34 protein-coding genes, 4 tRNA genes and 1 pseudogene are annotated in these 24,104 nt (G+C 58.5%); 37 read left to right on the forward strand and 2 right to left on the reverse strand.

Going from position 1 to position 24,104, the window contains the following annotated elements; all coding sequences use genetic code 11:
* Positions 1-18 precede the first annotated feature (18 nt).
* Entirely contained in the window at positions 19-804 is a 786-nt protein-coding gene (locus tag GT042_RS36730) for an SDR family oxidoreductase (RefSeq protein ID WP_161312996.1), read from the forward strand.
* 111 nt (positions 805-915) lie between these two features.
* Here the strand turns inward: GT042_RS36730 and GT042_RS36735 are convergent.
* Positions 916-1,089, reverse strand: a pseudogene (locus GT042_RS36735) (pirin family protein); the annotation flags it as partial.
* Between the two features lie 1,024 nt (positions 1,090-2,113).
* Here GT042_RS36735 and GT042_RS36740 point away from each other — a divergent pair.
* From GT042_RS36740 to GT042_RS36895, 35 genes are all read left to right on the forward strand, one after another.
* The gene (locus tag GT042_RS36740) at positions 2,114-2,281 is read left to right on the forward strand and encodes a hypothetical protein (RefSeq protein ID WP_161312997.1); all 168 of its coding nucleotides are present in this window, start codon (positions 2,114-2,116) and stop codon (positions 2,279-2,281) included.
* A 141-nt stretch (positions 2,282-2,422) separates the two neighbouring features.
* Positions 2,423-2,494: transfer RNA gene (locus GT042_RS36745), tRNA-Val, on the forward strand.
* A 3-nt stretch (positions 2,495-2,497) separates the two neighbouring features.
* Positions 2,498-2,570, forward strand: a tRNA-Lys gene (locus tag GT042_RS36750).
* A gap of 172 nt (positions 2,571-2,742) precedes the next feature.
* Positions 2,743-3,429, forward strand: a complete 687-nt coding sequence (locus GT042_RS38530) for a DUF5753 domain-containing protein (protein WP_202534753.1) — start codon at positions 2,743-2,745, stop codon at positions 3,427-3,429.
* Positions 3,399-3,518 (forward strand): DUF397 domain-containing protein, encoded by a 120-nt coding sequence (locus GT042_RS38535; protein ID WP_345944058.1) that lies wholly within the window; start codon positions 3,399-3,401, stop codon positions 3,516-3,518. Before GT042_RS38530 ends, GT042_RS38535 begins: the two co-directional genes overlap by 31 nt.
* A gap of 74 nt (positions 3,519-3,592) precedes the next feature.
* Complete coding sequence (locus GT042_RS36760) at positions 3,593-3,829, forward strand: hypothetical protein (RefSeq protein WP_161312999.1); 237 nt, start codon at positions 3,593-3,595, stop codon at positions 3,827-3,829.
* Positions 3,826-4,089, forward strand: coding sequence for a hypothetical protein (locus tag GT042_RS36765; protein WP_161313000.1), 264 nt, complete (start codon positions 3,826-3,828; stop codon positions 4,087-4,089). The genes GT042_RS36760 and GT042_RS36765 overlap by 4 nt, the downstream gene beginning before the upstream one ends.
* Positions 4,090-4,108: 19 nt before the next feature.
* Positions 4,109-4,291, forward strand: coding sequence for a hypothetical protein (locus GT042_RS39760; protein WP_237531559.1), 183 nt, complete (start codon positions 4,109-4,111; stop codon positions 4,289-4,291).
* A 41-nt stretch (positions 4,292-4,332) separates the two neighbouring features.
* Positions 4,333-4,405 (forward strand) — tRNA-OTHER (locus GT042_RS36770).
* Between the two features lie 42 nt (positions 4,406-4,447).
* Positions 4,448-4,945, forward strand: a complete 498-nt coding sequence (locus GT042_RS36775) for an Lsr2 family protein (protein WP_161313001.1) — start codon at positions 4,448-4,450, stop codon at positions 4,943-4,945.
* Between the two features lie 172 nt (positions 4,946-5,117).
* Positions 5,118-5,198 (forward strand) — tRNA-OTHER (locus GT042_RS36780).
* Between the two features lie 71 nt (positions 5,199-5,269).
* Entirely contained in the window at positions 5,270-5,590 is a 321-nt protein-coding gene (locus GT042_RS36785; protein ID WP_161313002.1) for a hypothetical protein, read from the forward strand.
* 642 nt (positions 5,591-6,232) lie between these two features.
* Positions 6,233-6,535: a hypothetical protein gene (locus GT042_RS36790; RefSeq protein ID WP_161313003.1), complete on the forward strand. Its 303-nt coding sequence runs from the start codon at positions 6,233-6,235 to the stop codon at positions 6,533-6,535.
* A gap of 1,299 nt (positions 6,536-7,834) precedes the next feature.
* Positions 7,835-9,205 (forward strand): hypothetical protein, encoded by a 1,371-nt coding sequence (locus GT042_RS36800; RefSeq protein WP_161313004.1) that lies wholly within the window; start codon positions 7,835-7,837, stop codon positions 9,203-9,205.
* Positions 9,206-9,263: 58 nt separating this feature from the next.
* Entirely contained in the window at positions 9,264-9,647 is a 384-nt protein-coding gene (locus GT042_RS36805; protein ID WP_161313005.1) for a hypothetical protein, read from the forward strand.
* Positions 9,648-9,809: 162 nt separating this feature from the next.
* On the forward strand, positions 9,810-10,130 hold the full coding sequence (locus GT042_RS36810; RefSeq protein WP_161313006.1) for a hypothetical protein: 321 nt from the start codon (positions 9,810-9,812) through the stop codon (positions 10,128-10,130).
* 22 nt (positions 10,131-10,152) lie between these two features.
* Positions 10,153-10,467 carry a hypothetical protein gene (locus GT042_RS36815; RefSeq protein ID WP_161313007.1) on the forward strand — a complete coding sequence of 105 codons (315 nt, stop codon included), beginning with the start codon at positions 10,153-10,155 and terminating at the stop codon, positions 10,465-10,467.
* 3 nt (positions 10,468-10,470) lie between these two features.
* On the forward strand, positions 10,471-11,355 hold the full coding sequence (locus GT042_RS38540; protein WP_202534756.1) for a hypothetical protein: 885 nt from the start codon (positions 10,471-10,473) through the stop codon (positions 11,353-11,355).
* Positions 11,356-11,580: 225 nt separating this feature from the next.
* Positions 11,581-11,709 carry a hypothetical protein gene (locus tag GT042_RS40020; protein WP_272925812.1) on the forward strand — a complete coding sequence of 43 codons (129 nt, stop codon included), beginning with the start codon at positions 11,581-11,583 and terminating at the stop codon, positions 11,707-11,709.
* 77 nt (positions 11,710-11,786) lie between these two features.
* Positions 11,787-11,999 (forward strand): hypothetical protein, encoded by a 213-nt coding sequence (locus GT042_RS36820; RefSeq protein ID WP_161313008.1) that lies wholly within the window; start codon positions 11,787-11,789, stop codon positions 11,997-11,999.
* Between the two features lie 99 nt (positions 12,000-12,098).
* Entirely contained in the window at positions 12,099-12,542 is a 444-nt protein-coding gene (locus GT042_RS36825; RefSeq protein WP_161313009.1) for an NlpC/P60 family protein, read from the forward strand.
* A gap of 5 nt (positions 12,543-12,547) precedes the next feature.
* The gene (locus GT042_RS36830) at positions 12,548-12,829 is read left to right on the forward strand and encodes a hypothetical protein (protein ID WP_161313010.1); all 282 of its coding nucleotides are present in this window, start codon (positions 12,548-12,550) and stop codon (positions 12,827-12,829) included.
* 177 nt (positions 12,830-13,006) lie between these two features.
* Positions 13,007-13,903 carry a bifunctional DNA primase/polymerase gene (locus GT042_RS36835; RefSeq protein ID WP_161313011.1) on the forward strand — a complete coding sequence of 299 codons (897 nt, stop codon included), beginning with the start codon at positions 13,007-13,009 and terminating at the stop codon, positions 13,901-13,903.
* Positions 13,900-14,088, forward strand: a complete 189-nt coding sequence (locus GT042_RS36840) for a hypothetical protein (RefSeq protein WP_161313012.1) — start codon at positions 13,900-13,902, stop codon at positions 14,086-14,088. Before GT042_RS36835 ends, GT042_RS36840 begins: the two co-directional genes overlap by 4 nt.
* 112 nt (positions 14,089-14,200) lie before the next feature.
* Positions 14,201-14,632: a hypothetical protein gene (locus tag GT042_RS36845; protein WP_161313013.1), complete on the forward strand. Its 432-nt coding sequence runs from the start codon at positions 14,201-14,203 to the stop codon at positions 14,630-14,632.
* Positions 14,633-14,978: 346 nt separating this feature from the next.
* The gene (locus GT042_RS36850) at positions 14,979-15,233 is read left to right on the forward strand and encodes a hypothetical protein (protein ID WP_161313014.1); all 255 of its coding nucleotides are present in this window, start codon (positions 14,979-14,981) and stop codon (positions 15,231-15,233) included.
* A gap of 535 nt (positions 15,234-15,768) precedes the next feature.
* Positions 15,769-16,074, forward strand: a complete 306-nt coding sequence (locus tag GT042_RS36855) for a hypothetical protein (RefSeq protein WP_161313015.1) — start codon at positions 15,769-15,771, stop codon at positions 16,072-16,074.
* A 672-nt stretch (positions 16,075-16,746) separates the two neighbouring features.
* Positions 16,747-16,965, forward strand: coding sequence for a hypothetical protein (locus tag GT042_RS36860; protein WP_161313016.1), 219 nt, complete (start codon positions 16,747-16,749; stop codon positions 16,963-16,965).
* Positions 16,962-17,387, forward strand: coding sequence for a hypothetical protein (locus tag GT042_RS36865; RefSeq protein WP_161313017.1), 426 nt, complete (start codon positions 16,962-16,964; stop codon positions 17,385-17,387). Before GT042_RS36860 ends, GT042_RS36865 begins: the two co-directional genes overlap by 4 nt.
* Before the next feature lie 230 nt (positions 17,388-17,617).
* Entirely contained in the window at positions 17,618-17,812 is a 195-nt protein-coding gene (locus GT042_RS36870) for a hypothetical protein (protein WP_161313018.1), read from the forward strand.
* 498 nt (positions 17,813-18,310) lie between these two features.
* Complete coding sequence (locus GT042_RS36875) at positions 18,311-18,508, forward strand: hypothetical protein (RefSeq protein WP_161313019.1); 198 nt, start codon at positions 18,311-18,313, stop codon at positions 18,506-18,508.
* Positions 18,501-18,866: a MazG-like family protein gene (locus GT042_RS36880; protein WP_161313020.1), complete on the forward strand. Its 366-nt coding sequence runs from the start codon at positions 18,501-18,503 to the stop codon at positions 18,864-18,866. The genes GT042_RS36875 and GT042_RS36880 overlap by 8 nt, the downstream gene beginning before the upstream one ends.
* A gap of 212 nt (positions 18,867-19,078) precedes the next feature.
* Positions 19,079-20,281: a hypothetical protein gene (locus GT042_RS36885; protein WP_161313021.1), complete on the forward strand. Its 1,203-nt coding sequence runs from the start codon at positions 19,079-19,081 to the stop codon at positions 20,279-20,281.
* A complete protein-coding gene (locus tag GT042_RS36890; protein ID WP_161313022.1) occupies positions 20,268-20,687 on the forward strand; it encodes an SsgA family sporulation/cell division regulator in 420 nt (139 codons plus the stop codon). The genes GT042_RS36885 and GT042_RS36890 overlap by 14 nt, the downstream gene beginning before the upstream one ends.
* Positions 20,688-21,641: 954 nt before the next feature.
* The gene (locus GT042_RS36895) at positions 21,642-22,850 is read left to right on the forward strand and encodes an AAA family ATPase (RefSeq protein WP_161313023.1); all 1,209 of its coding nucleotides are present in this window, start codon (positions 21,642-21,644) and stop codon (positions 22,848-22,850) included.
* On the opposite strand, the gene GT042_RS36900 is transcribed toward GT042_RS36895, so the two are convergent.
* Positions 22,851-23,213, reverse strand: a complete 363-nt coding sequence (locus tag GT042_RS36900) for a hypothetical protein (RefSeq protein ID WP_161313024.1) — start codon at positions 23,211-23,213, stop codon at positions 22,851-22,853. It abuts the gene before it with no gap.
* 600 nt (positions 23,214-23,813) lie between these two features.
* On the opposite strand from GT042_RS36900, the gene GT042_RS36905 reads away from it, so the two are divergent.
* Positions 23,814-24,068, forward strand: coding sequence for a hypothetical protein (locus tag GT042_RS36905; RefSeq protein ID WP_161313025.1), 255 nt, complete (start codon positions 23,814-23,816; stop codon positions 24,066-24,068).
* Positions 24,069-24,104: the final 36 nt, after the last annotated feature.

Consider the following 24,104-nt stretch of genomic DNA (forward strand, 5'->3'; position numbering starts at 1 on the left):
CGTGAAGGAGCACATGCCATGTCTACGACCACTCCGCGCATCGCGCTGGTCACCGGTGGAAACCGCGGCCTGGGCCGCGCCACCGTCGAAGCGCTGGCCCATGACGGCGTCGATGTGGTTTTCACCTACAACTCCCACAAGGAGGAGGCCCAGGGGGTGGTCGATGCCGTGACCGCCCTCGGCCGCAAGGCCGAAGCGGTACAGCTCGACTCCACGCGGACCGCGTCCTTCGCATCCTTCGCCGGCACTCTGCGTGCGACGCTGGGCCTCTGGGATCGTCAGACCTTCGACGTCCTGGTGAACAACGCGGGCTTCGCGGGAAGCACCGCCCTCGGCTCGACGAACGAAGAGACGATCGACCAGCTGTACACGGTTCACTTCAAGGGCGTCTATCTCCTCACCCAGGCACTCGCCACCGCGGCAGAGGGTTCCGCTCCTCTGCTCGCCGACGGCGGTCGGGTGGTCAACATCTCCACCGGTTTGGCTCGGTTCGTCGACGCGCCGTACGCCGTCTACGCGTCCATGAAGGGCGCGGTCGAGGTGCTGACCCGTTACTGGGCCGTCGAACTCGGCGAGCGCGGGATCAGTGTCAACACGCTTGCTCCCGGCCCGGTCGCGACCGACTTCGCGGGCGGCTACCTGCGCGCCAGCCAGGAAGTCCAGGAAGCCTCCACCGGGTTGACCGCACTCGGTCGGATCGCCGACACCGCCGACATCGGGTCGGCCGTCGCCGCGATCGTGCGCGACGGCACGGGCTGGATCACCGGGCAGCGCATCGAGGCAAGCGGCGGCTTCCGTTTCTGACACTCCGCCTCCTCCGTGCCCCGCGAGCCAGGCATCTGCCTGGCTCGCGTCGACCGTGTTCCCGGGACGGACGAAGGCCTGGGCACGGAGACGACACCGCGGAACACCAGGTCAGCGCACTCGTCCGCGTGGTTTCAGGGCTACCGGCGGGAGTTCCGGGGCGGGGAGGCGGCTGCCGTCGTACCCCTTCACCTCGCCGAAGCGGGGACCCTCCGTCCAGTCCTTGCGCGCCGCCTCGATTTCGTCGTGTGAACGCCCGATGAAGTTCCAGAACTTGACTTGTTTTGCACCTCACTCCTGACCTGCGGAAACCCTCAACTCCGGGGCCCGTGCTTGCCGACCACCTTCACGGCACGGGTCCTGGGGCACCACTTCAAATCATTACCAATCCGTACATATGGGAGGAAGGGTGTTCGTTCGGGATTTATTGGCCATGAAGCGACAGGGCCTGACGTTGATCGTTGGAGACAACCACCCGCTCAGGGAGATGCGCGGATACGAGGTTCATTACAACTCGCGTCGGCAAGGTGATTGCGCACCGTGGTGGATCGACATGGCCGGAATAGGAATCACTCGCGTTCCTACTCAGTACGTCAGTTGGCGGTAGCTAGCAGTGCTGCCTTAATAGAGGATGCTCAATCCAAAGCCAATGCTTAACAACCGAATAGGGGGAGACTACCGGCAACTCCCTGGGCGCCCAGGGTTGAGGTTCGATTCCTCTAAGTCTCACTAGGGCGCGGCAAAATCCCCCTCACGGACTAGCCGCGCCCTTTCATATGCCCAGACAGAAAGGGTATTGATGTCCCGATGGAATGAAGTAATTTCAAATCCCGATGGCGTGCATGTCGGGATGGGAGCGGCAAAGCGCTTGAAAGCCATCAAGCGCACCGAAGCGGTAGGACGTGCTGCCGCGGTCCGACACTACCGTCAGCGGGCGCACAGGCTCGGGAAGTGCACGTGCCCGGCCCCTGAGGAACCGTCATACGGCATGGATCCGCCGGCATACAGCCGCGGTGGTTGGCTGTCCACGGGCAACGTCTAGTGGAGTTCACGTTCACTCAGCATGCGCTGTCTCGCGCTATCGATATGGCGCTGGACACGGATGAGATCGCGCTGTGTTTGAGGTCTCCGGAGATAACCACTCCAGACGATAAAGGTACGTGCGTCTATTACGTACGTGATCGCATTACCTGCGTTGTGGACTTCAAGACGAAAGAAGTCGTCACGATCGTGTGGCGACGGGACGACATGATTCATAAAGGATTCGGGCCGCGCACAGAGCGGTTCGTTCGACAAGAGGAGAATCACCATGAGTAGCGTTCCCGGTGGCCTCAAGGCCGTTCGCGACTTCTTCGGCTTCAAGCTCGCCGACATGAAGAAGGAGTGGACGAACGGCGGCCTCACCGACAAGGACAAGGAGGAGCTGCTGTCCGGTCTCCTGCCGAACGACAAGGGTGTTGTCACCCTCACCTACTGAGGTGATACGTCCCCCACGTATCACCTTTCGCCCCTGAGCAGCCGGGCGACAGTCCGGTTCTCCAAGCGCGCCTAATCGTCGCGCGTTCAGGGAAAGACGATTGCGGGCGGGTAAGGACTGAGGAGACTTACCCGCCCTCTTGCCGCGTTAGCTCAGTGGTAGAGCGCCGCTCCTACAAAGCGGATGCCGGGGGTTCGAATCCCTCACGCGGTACTTACTCCGTTAGCTCAGTTGGTAGAGCAAAGGACTTTTAATCCTTCGGTCGCTGGTTCGAGTCCAGCACGGAGTACCGGGCGCTGCCGGCCATGCACGATGGGCTGACAACTCCCCTGCTAGTAGGGCATGATGGCCGAACGCACACCACAGAGGGAGTGTCAACTATGGGAGCAGAGGAGCTGATCAGGAGCTTACGGGCTGCTGACCAGCGCGGGACCGGTCGGGTAGAGACCGTAGAGGGTGGCTTGACCAACATCGATCGCTTGTCCGCCCTGGATCAAGCGGCCTTGACTGTGCGTACGTGGGACAGCACGGTCATCCCTGGCAATCTTCAAATCATGCGTTACTCGGAGCGCATCATCAAAGCCGCGCATCCGCGGATGGCGTCGATCGAGCTTCGGCGCCGGGTGCTGCTCAAGGATCGGCGCTCAAAGGAATTCCTCCGTCGTTGCCTGACGGACGAATTTGAAGCCGCATACTTTGTGATAGGCGAACGTGCTATCACGAGTGGACTCAGCGACGGGGCCGACGCACACGTTGTCCAACTGATGCACATCCTCGAATTGTCCAAGCATGACAAGATCTCGATTCAGGTCTTGCCGGACATCGAGGTGGTGCCCCACCTCGCCAGTAGCTTCATGATGTATGGCTTCGGCGGCAAGGATCGTGTAGGGTACGTCGAAACGATCATGGGGAGTTACTACTCCAGTCGTTTGGAGGCAATGGCCGGACTGCATAGCGCTTTCAGCGATATTGTCAGCGTGTCCATGTCTCAGTCCCATACTCGTGACTTCATCAAAGAGGCGCTGACATCGTGGCAGACAGCAAGAAAGCAGTCACTCGAACACACGAGGGGCAGTCGTTCGCGTTCTCCTCATACTCCACTGCGGGAGACAACTGCGTGGGGTTGGCGCGATCGGCCAGAGCTGTAGCCGTTCTGGATTCTAAGGACGAATACGGCCCGCTCATCGAAGTACCGACGTCGGCTTGGACAAAGTTCGTGAGGTCCATCAAGGCGTAGTCTGCGTAAAACAGAGCGCCCCCGTTCATGCATGATGGGGGCGCTCTGTCATGTTTGCCGCTACGATGGATCGCATGACTCCTAGTAGTGGGATGGATGAAGACGGGTTTCGAGAATCGATCGCTGACTTGGTCGCCGGACTGGATTTTCTAAGCGAGATTACCCGTAAGTATCTTGCGGATCCGAACACGCCAGACAACGAGTTAACTGCTAAGCTTCGCGATAGCCTGCAACGGAACAGCGAGACGCGGCAGCTAGCTTTGGATGCCGAAGCGTACCTAACCGAAGAAGCCAATGGGGGCGGACAGTGACGCAGCAGTTGGGTAGCGGAAGAACCACCGGGGCAGAAAGCATCTGGTACCTGCTTGGGTGCATTGCCTTGGGGGCAGCGTACTTCGCGAAGGTGCCGGCGAAGAAAGCCCTCAGTGAGTACGGTCTCGTGACGCTGACCGGGGCGGAGAAGTTCTGGTATCTAGTGATGAACATCGGATTCGGATCCGGCTACCTCGTAAAGGTCATCACAAAGAAGGCGCTGTCCGAAGTCTCGCAGACAAGGCATCCCCTTGGGTAAGACGGCATATACTGCCAACTTGGGTTCGGTTGAACCCGGAGTGAGTCGAGCAACCGGCAACCCAGACACGGTAGTTGTTACGCAGTATGTCAACGAGAGCAAGGATCGCAACCGGCCGATCCTGCTTGAGTTGACCGGTGAAGGCGCATTGAGATTGGCCGAAAGGCTGATCCAAGCGGCCAAAGAACTTCCCCCTGCCTGACGGTAGTTGGCGGGGTGGAGATGATAAACAACTAAATAGATTCCCCTATAGCTCAACGGATAGAGCGGTCTCATACGGTGGGGCGCGTTGCGGGTTCGAATCCCGCTAGGGGAGCAAACCCAGTGATAGGGTGTGAAAAAGAACAAGGGAGAGCACGTGGCTACCAAGGCAACACAGACGACCAAGGAAGACTTCGAGAAGGACCCTGAGAACGTACAGGAGGTGATGGCGAACGTTCCGGGAGTCGGCGAGGTGGCTACCTACTTCCGTACGGAGTACGTCGATGACCTCACTGGCAAGCCGGCTGAGGATATCGAGACGATTCGATTCGCCGCCCCCTCAAAGGCCGAAGACGAGGACTCAGGCGAAACCTACATCGGTCTCGATCACTACGAAATCGATCTCGCGTCGGCGTCGTTTGACAAGCTGGTGAAGGCGCTCACCCCCTACGTCAGCGTGGCGCGCAAGACAGTACCGCGCGCCAACCATCAGCTTGCGATCAAGGGACCCAATCCGGCGCTGACTGAATGGAACCGTCGCGCCAAGGAGTGGGCACGCAAGCACGGTCATGAGGTTGCGGACCGCGGTCGACTCAGTCCGAAGATCGCAGACCTGTACGCGCGCAACAACCCGGACGACCCGCGCCCCGCATAGTTCCGACACACCTAAGCCCCCGTTTGGCGTATCACTGCCAGCGGGGGCTTAGTCATGCCCGAAAGACTTCCCTACCTAAATGGCAGGGGGGCGGTGTTCCGACCACCGTGAATAACTGAATAGCGAGAGAAGGGGGCATGGGTTGACGCCATTTCCGCCCCCTTCTCTGCACTCTGGTATAGCTCAGTTGGTAGAGCAGTCGCGAACTATTGAACGCGCGATGTTGCCGCAGGTTCGATCCCTGCTACCGGAACGGGGAGGCATCGGATTCAGTTGCTTCCCCTCCGATGCCTCCCACTTCACAGCCATCGGAGGGAATACCCAATGATTTACATGGTCACCTGGACCGACCCCATTACCAAAGAAGTGGGGGGCGTATCCGCCGGCACAGAGTTCGAGGCAGAAACCGTCTATCACGCCTTGGTGCGCATCGGTATCCGTGAGGTTGCCCTGTGGACTCCTCGACAGGTTGCGGTCATGGTCAACGATGCGCCAGCGGGTCTCATAAGGAAGACGATTCCCGCGGTGCAGCAGCGCGTCGACAAGGGTTGCACCCACCCGGTTGAGGAACCGTGCCTCGGCAAGCCGCGCCTCGAAGTGCCGGGCGCCGGCCCAGAGTACGACGGGCGCGAGGGTTTGGCGTGACCCAAAAGCGGATCCAAAAGACGCGTCAGCGCCAGCGTACGCGCCGCGATGAAACCCCTCAGGACTCCGACTCGCCAACCGAGTCGAGGCGCGTCAGTCGAGCACGCAAGGCGTCCGCGTCCGCGGCGCGCTTCCTCAAAAGAATGGCGGAGTGATGGTTGATCTTTGGGGCCCGGAGTCGGATGGCAAGTCGACTCCTCCGGACACTCAGACCATGGGTATCCCGGGGATGATCGCGTTCCTTGCGTTCATGGGAACGATCTGCTTTTGCTTTTGGGTAGCGTTCAATTGAGAGATCTTATGCTGCATCCCAAAGTGCTGGAATGCTTCGGCGCCGAAAAGGAACCGGACAACTTCGGCCTTACCGACGTTCGCTTCCCTTCGATGCTCAAGGCCGCCCAGTGGGTCGAACTCTGGGCGCAAGAGTCCGGCAAGGAACCCAACGTCAGTCTCATGTCTTACGGGCCCAGTCTCAGGAGGTCCGTAATCCTCACAGTAAGAGGTACATGAAATGGAACTGGTAGTCATATGCGTAGTTGTATGGCTGTTCGCCTACAGCTCCGGCCGCAGGTCGAAGCAGCGCGAGTTTAACGCTATCGGCGGCATGCTCCGCAAGATGCTTTCGGGGAAGGACTAATCCTCGTGGCGGAAGAGATCAATCGAGAGCTCCTTGCCGAACTCTTCGAACAGAAGCGCAAGGCTGGGGAAAACAAAAATCAGTGGTTGCGTTACGAGAAGCAGACCACAGCAAAGATACTCGGCATGCTCGGTTACGAGCGCGACCCCAAAACTCGCCCCGCTGACACTGTCATTAAGGGTGTGTTGCGCGTAGAGGTCAAGCCCATCACTCGTATGGACCTGGATTACTTGAGGGAGAACTACCCTCAGATTGCCGCCGAGTGTGAGCGCACGAGTTACACGACGTACATTCGTCCGCCTGAGTAGGTGCGAAGTGTGCAGAGGCATCGAAGGGGCGGAGCATCTGTGGAATTCATCCATAGGCGTTCCGCCCCGCGTCATTGTCTGCGATTGGTGCGTAGGTTGCGGGATCGTGCGCCCAGGGTTTATCGACCCGCGGGAAAGGAAGTGGGATGGCGACCCCCCTACCAGGAATGCCAAAGCTGAAAGTCTGCGTCGATTGCCTGCCTGGATCGAAGCGGCCGGCCCCAAATCCGGGGCCACGATGCGCAACCCATTGGCGCGAAGCAAAGAAAGCTCAGAAGCAGCGCGCGCATACCGCGGCGGTGAACAAGACCTATTCGTTCGCCGATGCCGATCACTACGACCGCCTGTACAAACTACAGGATGGCAAGTGCGCCATATGTCGGCGTGCTACTGGCAAGACGAAACGTCTAGCGGTTGACCACGATCACCAAACAGAGGAAGTCCGGGGATTGCTGTGCTCTACGTGCAACCGGATCCTCGGACACTTCCGCGATGACCCTAACGCCTTTGGTCGCGCTATTGCTTACCTAAATGATCCACCTTATCGCACCCTATTGAGAGAGTATGCAAGGGAGCTACTAGACGATGGCTAACGAGGTGGTGAAATATCGCTGCCCTAAATGCTTGGAGTCGGTGTCAGTTACCGCCAATCTGAAATGGCGTCAGCATGGACCTAAGGATAACCGCTGTTTCAATTCTGGTGAGCATGTTCCTATGAAATTGATTATGGAAGGGCCCGACTCTAAGAGCGATGAACCCGTCAAGGGTCGCGACTATGATCAGTGCCCGTTGTGTGAACGCCTCCCGCGGCTTGACGAAAACCGCGCTTTCAAGGAGCACCTTTCCGAGAAAGGAGGCACAGAGATCTGCGCGTTCTCCGGGCGCTTGAAGAATGGCAAGTCTCCCGAGACTCCGGTACTCCTTGGCGCTACGGAATATGCCAAGGAGCTAGCCAAAGCAACCGAACCTCTGACCGCACCCTGCCCCCAAGAGGGATGCGGCCGAAGTCCTCAGGTTATGAACGGAATGTTCGGCCCGCACATGGGAGAGAAGTGGGGCGAGACTGTATGTCCGATGTCAGGCAAGTCTGTTACCGACACCCCGATGCAGATACCGGATCGGGATTCTGTGAGTCCTGCCGTGAATCCGGTTACCGAACCGCTCTTCCCATCGGAAGTCTTGAGCGGGGAGGAAGCTACCGCAAACCCCCTGCCTCCCCCACCGCCGAAGCGGGTAGAGACGCTAAGTCCTTCTGTGGGCGAACAGTCGGGCGTGTCCGCCCCGGCGGCAGGTGGTGTTGTGAACTCCATGGAGCGCGCGCGGCAAGCGTCGGAAAGTCTCCCTGCGGAAAGCCCTCAGGGGTCGACTGTTCAGCCGGCGACTGGTGTTGCGAACTCAGTGGAGATCGCGCGGCAGGCGTCGGAGGTGATGGCGGCGCGACTGGAGTTCGAGGCACTGGCGCGGACGTTCCCGCAGACTGTCCCCACCCGGGACAGCACGCCAACGGGAGCTGCTCTCCCGCCGGTTGCGGGTGCCCTGGATACGCCGGCGACCGTGCCGACCGTAAGCGGGACGACTCTGGGGGATGCCTCCCCGGATGTCCCGAGCGATGCTCCTATCCCGACTGCGCAACGGACTGATGACTACGAATTCAAGTCCTGTTCGTGCGGCAAGCCAAAAGGCGCTGGTCATGGAATCGGGAACTGTCGTCTGACGCTCGATCTCAAGCCGTCTGTCTTTACGGACGTCAGGGGCGACAGCGCATCGGGTGAGTTCTGTCAGTACTGCAACACCGAACTCCGCGGCCGGCACACGTGCTATCCCAGGTTCGTCAATGCAGATCCGCATCCCGACGACGCGCCATCCAAGGTGCGGCAGTTCCTTAACCAGTTCGCCAAGGCCGATGAACAGCCGGCCGCGCTTAAGACGATCGGCATGGATGAGAAGTCGCTAGAGATAGCGGCACAGATGAAAGAGATCTTCTTCGCCTATGTCAATCGTACGGAACGCAGTACTCAGACTACTTTGGGGCCTTCTGAAATCGGAACCCCTTGTGACAGGCGTTTGGCAATGTCGGTCATGCACGTGGCTCCTGTCAATCCAGGCATGGACGGATGGGCAAGTTTTGTGGGTACATGCATCCATGCCGGACTCGCAGAAATGTTCCAATGGGCAGATGCTAATACCGGGCGGTTTGCGGTAGAGGTTCCGCTCACGTTTCCGTCAGAAGTAGTCCCCAAGGGAACGTCTGATCTGCTTGACCGCGTGGTTTGCATGGTCGATGACCACAAGGCTATGGGTCGCTTCTCATTGGACAAGCTGCGGACTCAGGGAATCTCTCCGCTGTATCGGACGCAGCTCAATGTGTACGGATACGGGCAGCGACTCAAAGGCGAGAAGGTTACGCACATTGCTTTGATTGCGTGGCCGCGGGAACAGAACTCCCTTGCCGACCTGTACGTAGTGGTCGAGCCGTACGATCCCGATATAGCGCATACGGCTATCCGGCGCGCTGAGCAGATCGCACAGCAAACCGGGGTTCTCAAGCAGCAGGGACTTACACAGTTGCAGGCAGCTAAGACGTTCGAGGTTGCCGACGATTGCACGTTCTGCCCGTTCTTCGCCAAGCAGGATCCGCATATGGAAAGGGGCTGCAATGGCAGAGCGTAGCTGTACATGTCCACCTGTTCATGCCGACGTCCCGGGCGGGCATATACGGGGCTGTCCGTTGTTCAAGTTCAAGGTAGGGACTCGCGTCTATTACGACGACGCCCCGGGAACCATCCTGCATGCCAATAACTTTCAGGCGGAAGTTCAATGGGGAGAGGATGGAATTACGATCGAAAAACTGTCGGACCTGTTGACTGAGGCAGAATGGCACGCCACCAAGAAAGAAGATGAACCCCCTTACGCTGAACTCATCTCGACACCGAGCCCTATCGTTGAACTCCATGCCGGCGACAAAGTGTTGCTGTGCTTCGGGGTTGACTTCGGTAACGGATCCTACGCCGAAGACATTCGTGAAAACCTTACCGAAAGGATGCCCGGCATTGCCTTCGGCTTGGTCGCCGGCGTAACCGGCGTCCTGATTCAGAGGAAAGAAGAGGGATGAGAAAGAAGCCACCGCTTCTGTCAAAGGTGATGCTCTATATATCCGCCATGGCTGGCGGATGGACTATCGCCCAGGATGATCCCAGTTACCTGGGCGTAGTAGCTGCCTGGGTATGCCCGGTGGCATGGTTCTTTACCGACTATGCGGTAACCATCGGATGGCGTGAACGTCTGGAAAGGGAAGCTAATGCCCAAGCCGCTGAGCGCACTCCGTAGGTTCGCCTGGGAGTACCGCGTCATCAAGGATGACCGGGGCAACGACATTGGGTATGCCATCCCTCCCGAGTCGGATTCCCGTACGCCCAGAAAGCAGCAGTGTGGCCGCGACACCGCAGGTTTTGTGGTTGCGCACACCGGTCGGAACCGTGAGCGTCGGCGTGAGCTTGGCCGGCAGTACGGTATGCGGATCCTCCCCGCAACCAACGTTCCGCACGTCGGGAAGATCCGACTCGGAGAGATCGAGGTTCAGGCCGTTGTCGACTGACCGATCCGGCGTTCCTTTGGTCGTGGATACCGAACCTAGTGGCGATGCCATCTATATCTGGTACGGTCAAGAGGCGAGCGATCTCACCAATGCCGAATGGCGAGATGAGCTAATCGCGCGCTTTGACCAGCAGGAGTACATCAAGAATTGGCTTATCGCCAACGGCATTGAGTCTAACCTGGTGTCGGTCGATGAAGACATCTATATCGACAGCGGCAAGGTCTTCTATACCGAACATAAGATCAACGCGGAGGGTCATAAGTACGTAGACCCCGCTACGGATGAAGTAGCGCAACACAACACATGGCGAGTCGTCACAGTACCTTTCGGAAAGTGAGACATGAGCACTCCTAACCCGTTCGTTCGCGCATCATCGAACGAGATTTTCTCTCCGTCCAAGCATCCCGAATGGCATAACAAACTGTTCATCATTCGGCCGAACTACGTAGAGATGGTGACCTTCAAGCCTGAGGAAGGCCCGAAGAAAATCGTAAACTCCCACGTGGTGATTCTTGACCTTATCGCCCCGGACGGATTGCCTACCGTAATCAGCGGCGCGGCAATCGGCGGTGCCGGTATCGTTCCTCAGATCGAGAACCACCTCGGCGAAGCGGTGTTGGGTCGCCTCGGTATGGGTCAACCTCAGCCGGGAAAGAATCCCGCTTTCAAGCTGGAAACCAACTTCTCCGATGCGGATGCCGAGCTCGCCGGCCGCTATATTCAGCAGTTCCCCTTGCCTCCGGTCCCGACTCCGCCCCCGCCGGCGCCCGTACAGGCTCCGCAGGCGCCCTTTGGCGGGCCCGCCGCACCCGCGGCCGGACAGTGGGGACAGGCCCCGCAGGCGCCCGCTCAGCAGCAGTTCAGCCCGCCCCCGGCGGACGTGTGGGGAGGCGTCAACGCAGCTCCCGCACCGCAGGCCGCGGCGTCGGCATGGGGTCAGGCGCCCGCTCAGCAGCCTCCCGCCGCGGCCCCGGCGCAGTGGCAGGCACCCGCTCCCGCAGCCCCGCCCGCGCCCGCTCAGCAGCAGTGGGGACAGGCTCCGCCGGCGCCCGACCCTATGGCGGGTGCGCAGCAGTGGGGCAATACCAATCAGCCCGCCCCGGCTGTGGCGCAGGACCCGCAGCTTGTCGCTTTCCTCCAGAGCCGACAGATTGACGTGGCGCCCAATGGTGTGCCGATGTCCAATGAGCAGATGCGTATGATCGCGTCCACTATCCCTCAGTAATCCGCACTGAGGATCCGTTGCTATTCCAGAGGAGATATGCCTACTATGGCAGCACGTAGGACCCGCAATACCGCCCCTGCCGAAACGGTAGAGGTACAGGCACCGGAAGTCGTTGAGGCTCCGGAAGTTACTAACGAGGATGTTCCCATGTCGGATGACGTTGTTGAGGTAGAGACCCCTGAGAGCGATGCCCCCCGCTCCAAGCCGGGCCGTAAGGTTGACCCGGTGAACGCCGCGATCGCGCGCGTCAAGGAAGCGAAGACCGATGTCGAGCTGGCGCGCAAGGCCAAGCCCCTCGCTGAGGCCGAAGCTGAGTACGCCGCGGCGAAGGCTGAGCTGACCTCCCTCCTGTAGTTCTTTGATTGACTAACTCAAAGCCGGGCATTCCCGATCATGGGGGGGTGCCCGGCTTTTGCGTGGGAGGAAGACAGATGGAATCAGATAGTGAACTTCTTTGCGTGGGGAAAAAGCAGATGGATTCAGATAGCGAACTTCACAGTGCCAGGCTGAAAGCGGAGATAGAGGCGACCAATGCGCAAGCACTGCTGTGCTGTGCGCAGGCAGTCAATCTCCTGATCAACAACGGACTCAGCCTCACGTACGCGCTCGAACAGTGCGGGTTCCCTCCGCAGACTGAAAGCTGATCCAACCCTCTAAAGGCAGGCATCCCGATACGTGGGGTGCCTGCCTTTTTTGGTACCTACTATCAAAGGTTTCCGATGCGTAAAGTAATCGCAGTTTCCATGCTCGCACTTGGCTTCATGATTGCCGGGACCATTCCGGCTGACGCCGCCACGCCCAAGCAGAACGCCCTTACGTACGCCAGGAAACAAATGGGTGACCGCTACTCGCAGGTCAATCCTCAGGGCCCGAATCACTGGGATTGCTCAGGCTTGATGCAGGCGGCATACAAGTCGGCCGGCAAGTCACTTCCTCGCGTTGCCCAGGCGCAGTACAACGCGACAAAGCACATAGCCCTCTCCGCGGCGCAGCCGGGAGACCTTCTGTTCTTCGGACGCGACTCGAAGCACATCACGCACGTAGGGATCTTTACCGGTTACAAGAACGGTAAGGGCTACATGGTGAACGCGAATACCGGATCGTACCGCGGGCGCAAAGTGGTAGAGGCGCCTACGTCGGAGTATCGCATCGGCGGCAACAAGGAATTCGCAGGAGTGGTGAAGTAGTGGACATGTACCTCAAGCTGCGTAACGCAGTGGTGGCGACGATGAACGACTCGGAGCGAGCGGATTGGGACGTGGTTGCCGATCTGCCGGCAGAGGCTCAACTAGAGCTTCTGATCTCATTCGTTGAGCACATGGGACACGCGGCGCATCCGGCCCAAACGCTCGACTTGATGGCCACCCATCAACACGAAATGAAAGAGGCTTGGGTGCGCGCCGGCTTCACCGAAGAACAGTCGATGCGCCTGCTGGAAATCCAGGTACGCGCCGCCACGCACCACGCGCGCTAGTGGACTGGGACAAACACAACTGCGAACGGAAGCGGCGGTATGCCAAGCAGGGCACCGCCGCTTCCGCACGCAAGAGGATGATTAAAAGGGATCCGCGCGTGACCGCAGCGATCCAGACTTACCAATGCAAGGTATGCAATGGGTTTCACATAGGCAATCCCCCCAAAGGTGGTGGCAGTGAATCTCCTCGGTGATGCCATCCGGGCCGCGCAACGAGGATGGCATATCTTCCCGGTGCAACCCGGAGGGAAGACTCCACACCTAATCCAACCCGATAAGCCTTATCAAATCCGATGGAGTCAGGAAGCTACCACTGATGTGGCGAAGATTCTTTCTTATTGGCAGTGGTCGCCACAGGCGAACATTGGCATCGCGTGTGCGCCATCACGTCTGTTCGTGGTGGACTGCGACCTGCCCAAAACGGAATACCAGCTCAAAGGAACCCTATTCGCCGGTCTACATGAAACGTGGGGACCTCTTGTTGACGGCACCGATGTTTACCGCGCGCTATGCGAGCGACTCGGTATCGGATGGGATACGGCTAACGACACCTACCGTGTCTGCACAGGGTCGATGGGATGCCACTATTATTACCGTTGGCCGGACGGAATCAAGGCTAGTCAAGCTTCGATAATCAAGGGGCTTGTCGACGTCCGCGGAAACGGGGGCGAGCGAGGGGGCTACGTCCTGGGCGCCCAGTCTCTCACCGATAAGGGTCCGTATATCGCAGAGAACGACTTGCCGGTAGCGGACTGTCCTCCCGCTTTGGTCCAGTACCTCACCGACGGAGCGCGAGACATCACGCCGGCATCCCTCAGCGACTTCGTACAGCCTTCCGGCACGGGCACTATCACAGGGCTTGAAGCGTCGGTCCTGAATGCTCCTGAGGGCAACCGAAATAACGTCCTGCTGTGGGCGGCACGCGCCGCGGCCAACGACTCAATGCCCATGCAAGAGGTGATCGATGTGCTAGGCGAGGCGTACCGCATGAACGGTGGTGATGGTGGCTACCGCCAGGCAGAACAGACGATTCGTTCCGCGTACCGCCTACAGTCCGCTAAGGTGAGCAGATGAGCGCTGGAGAGACACGCGTCGTAATTGAGCGTTGCGAACTAGATATCCTTGTTGCTGTGGCGCGGCTCTACCTCAACGCCTTCGGTGATGATGAACCTATGAGCTATACGGATGCATGGGGGTATCAGGACGTGGCGGAGATTGTCAAAAAGTACAGCCAACCTGACAGCAACCCGGTAAGGTGAGCAGATGAGTGCCGGCGACTGTCAAGTTTATTGCAGTGATTGCGGTTGCGGGTGTTCGTGTATCACGTACTGCATGGAGTGCGGCTGTCGATGCAAGGAGCGAAGATCAGCGGTGAGTAGCGAAGAGATCCACATCGTGGATCATGACAATGGGAATCCCGATGCACCGGAGTGTGTTGAGGACTGCCCCACCTGCAATGAGATCCGCGATCTCAGGGAGAACGGCCCATCCCTTACCAAAGAACAAAGGGGTAGGCTCAACTCACTTCTCACTCACACAAAAGGGCGGGGCATGCCTGAGGAGCTGGCTCGGGAGTTTGGATACCTGCTGATTGGCGAGAATGAACTCCACATGGTGGAGCGCTTCGCCGATCTGTCAGAGGTTGTCGAGTGGATCTCGACTTGGCTCGGATACGATCTATCGGCAGAAACCATCGAAGAAGTCCGCCACGTGACAGACGCCGGCGGCGCCTCGAACATTCGGATCACGTCTGGTCTTGCGGTGTGGGAGGTTATCGTCGTCAAGCCCAAGCAGGTGCAGTAGTAAGACCAGCAAGACAAACGCCCCCGGCATTGCGTCGGGGGCGTTTTGCTGTGCGCTTACTTCACTGTGGTGATCGATTGTAGGTTCCTGTACGGCACGAACGCTACGAACGCGATTGGCTCTTGCTGATGCTTGGCCCTTTTGAACATCACGCCAGGCTCATTGAAGTCCAGAACCTTTGCCTCGATCACTTGCTCTGATCCGTCCGTGAACTTCACCAAGTACTTTTCCATGCCTGACAGTGTATCAGTCTGAGCTAGCGGAGGAGTCAAGCTCTTGAGCATTTGGCCAAGCATTGATGGTGTCCGCGCCGGACAAAGGCTATCGAGACGTTAGACAGGAAGTCATGATCACATTCACTTTGAGCATTCCACATCGACTCAAACTAAGGGTGCCGACAGCGCCGGGGGTTATGGATGATCCCGCGCTGCTCAAGGCAACGATACTCAAATCAAAGATCGACTTTCTGAACATGGTTGCACAGAACATAACAATAGAAGCGGAGGACAACGGTGACTGGGTGGACATGGCTGTGGATAGCGTGGATCGGGATGTTTCTCGCGATCGAAATACCAGGACTTTTGAACAAGAGACCGGGTGACACTCTCAGCGAGCACGTGTGGTCATGGTTCGCTATCGACAAGGCCAAGACAAAGAAGAGTCAAGTAGCGGGGCAGGCGCGACGCTTTGTGCTGCTTGCCTTCATGGCGTGGCTCACTGCGCACTTCCTGAGCGGGGGACGGTTCTAGTGAAGCGATGGCTCGTAATCACCTTGGTTATCGAAGTGCTGATAGCAAGCGTATTGATCGGCCTCTATGTAGGATCGCGATTCTGATGAAGTGTCGTTGCGGCAAGTCGCTCGGTGATTTCCATGAAGCATTCCTTCGAGGGTTGTGTACCGAATGCTATGTCAGCACTTCCCTCCCGCTGAATGTATCCAAGTCCAGCATCACGCTCCCGGTCACCGCCGAGCAACTGATAGATGCCGGACATCCCGCGCCGCCCGGCTACGTGCCGCCTCCCGCGATTGTGTTTACGCGGTGGCAGTCAGCGCTTCTGTGGTGGCACTCCTTGGTGTACGACACCCGGCGCCGGCTTGGATTCTGGATCGCGGGAGAGACCCCAGAGGACGACTGATGAAGCGAATCATTCTCGCCGACACACCAGAGATGGGCGACCTATACCGCAAGCACCGGACATGGTGGTCGCGAGACCTGCCGTCCGAGGCGGACTGGAAAGCCGCCGGCGTGTTCGGCCCCAACCAAGCAGACATGGCGCTCAACGGCACACAGGGCACCGACTCCTGCCTATATCGGGTGACCGTGCCCTTCGCCCACTCCAACCGCCTGCAAGCGGTGGTCGACACCGCTATCAAGGAAGGTCTCCCGGTGGTCTTCGATACCTGCGAGCGGTGGGCAGCAAGAACATGGCCGGCTGCGTGATCGAGCCAACAACGGCGGAGGTGTTCGCAAAGATCATGGCTGGCTACTCACCGAAAGGCCCATCGACTCCGGGCATTCCACCTACGGGGCCGGCGGGGGCAAGCCGCCCATTGTGCGCCGATGAGCTTAAAGAACACTACCGACTGAACGCGCACAGAACCACGATGATCCTGCCTCAGGATGCGACGTTCACTCCCATCGGGGATGGGGCGTACACCTTCGACGTCGACATGATCGAGCACGGGGGGCCGTGCAAGCCATGGCGCCGGCCGCTTCGCCGAGACGCGTCGACAGGGCTCCGCTTCCGCTACCGCAAGTGCGGACACGTCTGGGTGTGGGACCGCGGTGAGTGGCGGCGCGTTCTCTCAGCTACCGCGGTGGGGCGGCTTGAGCGTGAGCTTGGGCTTGCCCGTACCCCTGAACTTCCGGTGGGCAAAGACCGTGCCCTCAGCACAGAGGAATGGCTAAAGGGGTTCGAAGGATGGGACTGAGGTACGTACGCAAGGCTGACGGAGTTGTAATGGAAGCGATGACTCACCTTATCCGTACGTGGTCATCGTCAAGCCTATGGGTGACCTGTGAAATAGCGGCGCGCTCATATTTGATAGATGGCAAGGCCGTGCCGGCAGAGGAGTTCGAGGCAGCGTTGCGTAAGGACGGAGCGATAAAGAAATGAAGGATCCCAGCGACGATCATTACGGCATTGATGCCGACCGCTCCTGCCGGTCGGCATGTATCTACGATCACGAAGACTGGCCGTGCAAGACCGTACGCAAGTGGCGGAGGAGTAAGGGTTTCCAGATCGTTGAGCTTCGCAAGATATGCGACGCCTTGATCGTCAGCAATGCCGCTCTCAACGAACGGCTTACCAAGCTTGAGGGAATACTGTGAGCACGCCTATCGAAGAGATCGACACAATGCGCTACCTGGGCGCAATCATCACCCAGGGTGCGAACCACTGGACTGCGTACAACTACGCGGTCGAACAGGCCACCAACGCGGGCGACCAAATACCTGCCGCACAAACGGCGCTGCTGGCGTTTGACTCAGGCATCCGTACCGCGGAAGCCGCGCTACATACCGCACTCGTGGCGGTACCCATGGACCTCCCGACAGTGTTCGCCGCGGCGCAGTCGCTTGATGTGGTGTTCGCCGAAGTGCGGCCGTTCTTCGAGGCGTTCACCGGACTGTCTCTCTACGCCCAGGAACAGAGCACAGAGGCAGCTAACAGGGCGACTGCGATAGCGGACCTGCTGCCTGAGATCCGTCAAGCAATCCGCAACGCTTACGCGGCGCTTCCGCCTGAGGAATAGACGATGCCGCTGCCGGCAAACGTTCAGCACGCGCGTGCTCGTAAGCCTCGCCACTACTGCCCGCGGTGCGGAATGGTGGCGGGTCAGTACGACGGGGCTGCTATCCCCTGTACGTACGACGTTGTTCCGCCGCACCCGATGTTTCAGTTCAGCGGCTTTAACAATCCGGGGATGCCGGACGATCAATGTCCCGGCGGCCTCTTTGATCCAGTGAGAGACAGGGCGCCTTAATGTCCTTCAAGGTAGAGATCGTGATTCATCACATAGATGAGATTGACATCACCACTGTGAATGATCAGGGCAGAGAGATCCTGCCTGCCCAACCGCGGGAGATCGCGCGCCTGACCGTGCACGGACCACGAGCCTTTGTCAAGGATGTAATCAGCGGCGCAAGTATGGCCATGGACGAGATAGAGGCGTTCTGATGCAGCCTGGGACCATGACCACGGAACGCAAGCCTGACTCGATATGCACGGGGTGCGGGGAACGGGTCTTTTGGGCAGTGGCCGGATACTGGGTTCACCTTACCGTCCCGATCATTGCCCATGACCCCGAACTTAACGAGGAGTAATTAGTTGCAAGACATCTGCCTGTACTGCCATGAACCAATAAAGCTCGGCAAGTACTTTCCCGATAGCAGTACCGACAGCTGGTTTCATAGCAAGACAAAGCAATTCACCTGTGACGCTGTTCCCATATGGTATCGCGGGAGGGGTTGGCCTATCGCTCACCCCTATGAGGTGAGGAGACTAAAGCAGAATGCATACCTCCGTATGCCTTAGCAGTAAGAACGGTGTCGAGAACTGGTCCTGCCCTCAGTGCGGGCGAACCTTGGTTATCCAATGGCCATTGGATGGCAAGCGATTCGAAGCAGCTGTCATGGTGCCCGGAGATTCCACTATCACACACCGGAGGGACTAGATATGGAAAGCCTTACCGAGGAACACGCAAGGCGCGCTGAACTGCTCACCAGAATGCAGACCGACGCTCAGAACGTCCGGGGGGTCGCGCTGATGGCCGCGGCATCGTACTGCGGTGGCATCGCAGTCGCGCGCGGCGTGGGCGCCGCAGATGTCATCGAGCTTGCGCGTGAGTGGGAAGGCTACATCCGCAATGGCTGAGCTATGGGAGCACGCCGGCGCGGCGTACGCGTGGATCCGACGCAGCGATCGTGCGCGCCGCGGAGATCAGGCGAGGCCCCACGCGGAACGTCTGGAGTCGATGAGGGCCGATCGACACCTGCGGTTGCTCAAGGTCTCCGAGGAGCTTGGGGAAGCCACCCAGGCTGCTATCGGGGTGGAAGGGCAGAACCCGAGAAAAGGCGTGACGCACTCCAACTCGGATGTCGCGACGGAACTGTGCGACGTCATCCTGTCAACAATGGTTGCGATGCACGACTACACGCATGACCCTGAGGCGTTCATGGATGAGTACTTCGAGGCGCGGTCGGATCGGATCAAGGAATGGTCTGGCGAATAAAGTGCTGGCTTTACGCTGAGGGCTTTCGCTACTACTGCCATCGATGCGACAGGGTCTATTGGTTCGGACAGAAATGCGCACACAAGCCTAGATGGTGGCGCGGATGATATCCGAATGGCTAGCAGTCTATTGGCCGTTCATTAGTTTCTTGGCTTTGTGGGGTGCCGTAATCGGATGGGTTGCGGCACCCCCGCCACGAAAGAGAGGTAAGCATGTCGCTGAGCGGCATTGAGTGGGGATACTGCGGAGCTTGCGGCAAAGAGGTCCCTACCGTCATGGCGAAAGGCGAGCGCCTGCTTGAGGACCACTTCGAGGCGGGCGGCTTCAACGTCCAGAATAGTGAACACGACGCGGTGCGCGTCAGTCACGGTCCGAAGTGCGAAGGGTCGTGGAAATGGCCTTCACTCCCGCCCGAGAATGGTGATGACGAAACTCACCGGTTTCAGGACATCAAAGCCCCTGTTACCTCCGACGATGACGGGCTCATCATTCAGAGGAATGACAATAGCATCACCGACGCTGCTGTCCGGAGCGTACAGCGGGACATCCTCTCGACATACTTCCCGGAGGAGACTGAGCGAAGTCGACGCTGGCGCCGAGCACTCGGCGACGACCCGCATCAGCGGATAGGGAGCATCCGCGGCATCAACGTCCGGACAGACTCCGCGCTTCCCCCGGGATCCGTCACCGTGGACGGAGTCGACGTCTCGCAGCACATCACTGGGATTACTGTCTCGAATGACATGTATGACGACTTGATGCAGGCATCCCTAAGTCGAGGGTCCTGGGGGCGATTTCTAGAGGCTATGCGTGGGCTTGGCGCAGCGTCCGCGCAAGCCAACTTCACGCTCTCCGATGCTGCGGTCGAAGTGCCGCCAAGCAGGGAGAGTGCTGTCAACGACCTGCGCGAAATGTTCGAGAGTTTGGGCAATGCGCCGGCGCCCATACCAGGGGGCGAACGGGTGCGGGGGCTGCGGGCGGATCGCGTGGCCGTTTATGACATGCCGCGCTGGTTCTATTCCTCTACCCGTAATGAAGCGCTTGAGCGAGAGCGGTCAGAGGTGGCAGCGCTCGATGAGCGAAGCGACCCGGACGTCACCTGGGAAGCCACGCCGGCGGAAGGCGGGCGGGAGCTTATCCGTTTGGGATTCGACCCAGATGCGCCGTTCACGTTGGGGTGCCAGCCTCAGTCTCCGGACCGGCCGGAAATGGATTTCTGTGGGGGCGCTTTCCGTAACCGTTACACGCTCGCGCAAGGCGACGCGCTCGAAGACGTCACGGACTGGATGAGTCGCTATCACCCGATCTTCGCACCTGGGGGAATCCTCACTGAGATAGCAGTGCAACGCGCTGGAATGAGTCAAGCAACCCTAACGCGTATCCAGAGAGGAGAGACCGGCAATGAAGATCATTGACAGGCACATCATGGCGCATGCGGTTGCATCTGGATTTGCGCCGACCCTCATCAGGATAGACCTGCGCTACAACGCATCTGACCCGTACGTAGTGGAGATGATAGCTACCGAAGGGGAAGCTGAGAGCGTCTGGGAACTCTCCCGGGACTCTCTTGTTCAGGGGATCGCTCTTGGGCACGCGGGGCAGGGTGACGTTGTGGTGTCCACCAACATGGACTGCACCCGCCTGCAACTCACGTCCGATGAGCCAAGCGAGGGGCGGACTGTGGCAACGGTGGTATTGCCCACTCAATGGGTAAAGGAGTTCCTTCACGACACATGCAAGATGGTTCAACTGGGCGGTGAGTCACGCATTATGCAGCCTGTCATCGATCAAGCGATTGAGGAGATCTTGAGTGGCGCATAACAAGACTCGCGATCTCCTTTACGCGCGAGGCAAGAGGTTGACCGTACCGGTAAGGGTCGCCCAGGGTATTGTTATCGGCCTCAAGATGGACGGCATGACCAATGAGCAAATAGCTCTTGAGGCCGCTATCAGCATGGGCACAGTCTCCGACATTGCGCGAGGATACCGTCTCGCCGCCTCTCAGTCTCCTATGAGAGTGCACGTGAATACGGTGCACCGACTCAGCAAGGTACGGCCACCCAAAGTGCCTGAACGGCCCCGCGGTGGCGCCCTGCCGGCCGTGGGTTCGCTTCGACGGATCGATGCCCTTTGCCTTCAAGGCTATCCCCTCAAGTGGATATTTCATCGGATCACGGGTCACACCGGAGGGTATGACACCTTCATGCATAGGCGGCGCACTGAATACAAAGCGACGCGCGAGGCCACCTTGAGGACATATCAAGAACTGTCCGTCAAGAGCCCCGACGACTTCGGTATTCCCGCGGCATCGCAGTCAAGGGCTATCACCTATGCGCGGAAGCGAGGCGCCGCCGCCGGCCATTGCTGGGATGACGCTACCTGGAACGATGCCGATGCCATCCCAGAATGGACAGGTCGCTGTGGTACGACCGACGGATATCAGATCCACAGGCGAGAGCAGGATCTATTTTGGAAATGGACCACCCGGGATCGCACGAAAGGCACCTGGGTAGTAGGGTGCGAGCCATGCAGGAAGGCCCATAGTGAAGCGAAGCACTCTTGATGGCGAGAGTGGGTATGTATTGATGAGCGTCGCTAAGCCGATCTTGTTCTCATTTGATGAGGACGAGCTACGCCTAGCGGCGCTTACTCATGCGCCCCCTCACGAACGGTCGATGTGGAACAGAACTGGCAAGCTGCTCATAAGGGAAGGATGGAAATGGAAATGGACCGGCATTGAGGTCCTAAGCGTATCTGTGATAGGCGAGTAGCTACATGGAGTTTGTTAGGGCCGATCCCGCCGGCGACGACGAACCGGTGGGAAGTATTGTTACTGAACTGATTGAGGAAGAAAAGCTAACCCGCCTCACTGAGGTGGAGCAGCTTAAAGCCCTAGCGCGCGACAAGGCCAACAAGGCCATTGACAAGATGAATGAAGATACGCGCTCCGTCGTGGCTCAGCGCGCTTCCTCATTCGTCATGAAAAGAACCCACTGGCTGTGGACCGACCGAATCCCCATGGGGGAGGTCACCCTCATAGCCGGCCGCGGTGGTACAGGCAAGAGCACAATGCTCTCAAGGCTAACCGGAGACATCACCACAGGGACGCTCCCAGGGGAGTTCAGGGGGCGCCCTCGTGCCGTCCTGTACGTCGTCAACGAGGACTCGATCGAGAGAACCGTCAACCCCCGCATGGTGGCCGCTGGCGCGGACCTGGAACTCATCTTCTATCTGGCGGTCCCGGACGGGGCGCTTGTGCTCCCTCGCGACTGCCAGAGGATCCAGGAACGGGCGCTTGAGGTAAACGCTGCCTGCATCATGCTCGATCCTCTGAGCGCGAACCTGGGCGCTAAGAAGAATGATCAGGATCAGATGCGGACCGACATGCAAGCCATCAGGCGTATGTGTGAAGCCGTGAACATATCCGCTATCGGCCTCGCTCACACCAAGAAAGCGATGACCAACAACCTCATGGATGCCATCTTGGGATCTACGGAGTTGGGTAACGTCTGTAGATCGGCCATGGGCGTTATGGCTGACGAATCGCAACCAGGGACCTATATCCTTTCTCAGGAAAAGTCGAACCTAGGGCGATTGGATATCGCGTCGTATCGCTACGAAATAAAGGGATTCAACATCCCCTTCGAAGGTGAGGTTATCTCTACATCCAAGATTCAGATCATTGAGGAGTCCGACGTCAAGGTCTCCGACATGCTGGCAGACAACATGGATACCGGGAACTCCGGGAAGCTTGGAGATGCTCAGGAAGCGCTGAGAGAATACCTTGAGCAGAGTGGCGAGTCGATGAAGACCGAAGTCGTCAAGTGGATGCAGAAAGAGAACTACCCGCCCAGGACGGTTGAGCGTGCCGCGGCGAAGCTCAAGGTCGTCTCGAAGACCACAGGATTCGGAAAGGATAGGAAGACGACTTGGTCCCTGCCAGAGCCTCTACCGCCTATTGGACCGCCGGCGATTACCGCGTAATCACTTTCGAGGCTCCTCGAAGGTGATCATGGTCATCGTATGCGTCGACCTGACGATAAGAAAGATCACCTTGCCAGTCAGAGTGACGATAAGTGTTCGCTCAGGGTAAGGACGCTTACCGTGTGTCGATATGGCTTTCTCCATGCTCGCCAAGCATCCGCCCAGGTCAACGCCATTCTCGCCATGCTCGCCAAAAAGAGGGCTTTCATAGCCCGCCAAAGGTAGAACGCTTGGCGAGCTGGCGAGCATGGCGAGCATGGCGAGCATGAGGAGAGAGAGAAGAAGATCTATATATATATAACTGTCTGTCACCTTCCTCGCCATGCTCGCCAATGCCCGCCAAGCTCCCTGTCTGGCGACCATGCGGCGAGCATGCCTGGGCGTACACACAGAGTGACAGGCACTTGGATCACGAAGGAAACCTAAAGGTGATTCCGAATTGAAATCATCAACCCCCAAGCTAGGTCAATGCGCTCGCTGCAAAGCCTATGTATTCACTGCATGGGTCAATGGCCTAATAACCACAGTCGACAGTACCCCCCTGGGCGTAGAAGCCTACAGGGATGCAGTGATACAGAAGCGATTCACATTTGACTTCAAGGTTGACTCTCAAGGCAAGCCGGTTTCTCTGATCCAACGAGGACAGTTCAGTTCGTGGGGCAAGCACCCTGTATTGGCTCAGCATCCGTGCGAGTTGGTGACTGTGAATGTGATCGAAGTTGAGGCCCCAAAAGTACCGGACCCTGCGAGCTTTTCATCAGTAAAGAAGGCTTTTGTTCCAGACTATTCGAGGGCGAGACAGGTACCAGTTGCGGATCGTGTGATCCATGCCCCTATTGACAGATGGCGTCCTGCTCTCTGTTGTGTCTGTCGCACCTTCTTTACCGATGAGGAGAAGGATCAGGGCTTGTGGGCCGGCTACTACGTCAGCAGCTCGCAATGGTGGGCAGTGCACTCCGAAGAGTGTCCAAGACCTCCCGCAGTGCGGGGAGGTATCAAGGTGGGTCGCAAATTCCGATTGGATGGTATGGCATGAGTTCAGGGATCTACTCGTTCGAAGACGTGCACGGCAATGTGTTTACTGTTGAGCGCACGCAGTCCGGTGACGGATTCTGCGTTGAATCTTTCAGTACCAACACCGGTCAGGGAGTGATCGTGACAATGCCTGAGGACGAGATATTCAGCATGCTTAATACTTTGATAGAGGCCGTTGGATGATCGAAGCTATCTATAGGCTCCTAGGTTGGGACATCA

This window comes from Streptomyces sp. SID3212, from assembly GCF_009865405.1.
Classification (GTDB): Bacteria; Actinomycetota; Actinomycetes; order Streptomycetales; family Streptomycetaceae; genus Streptomyces.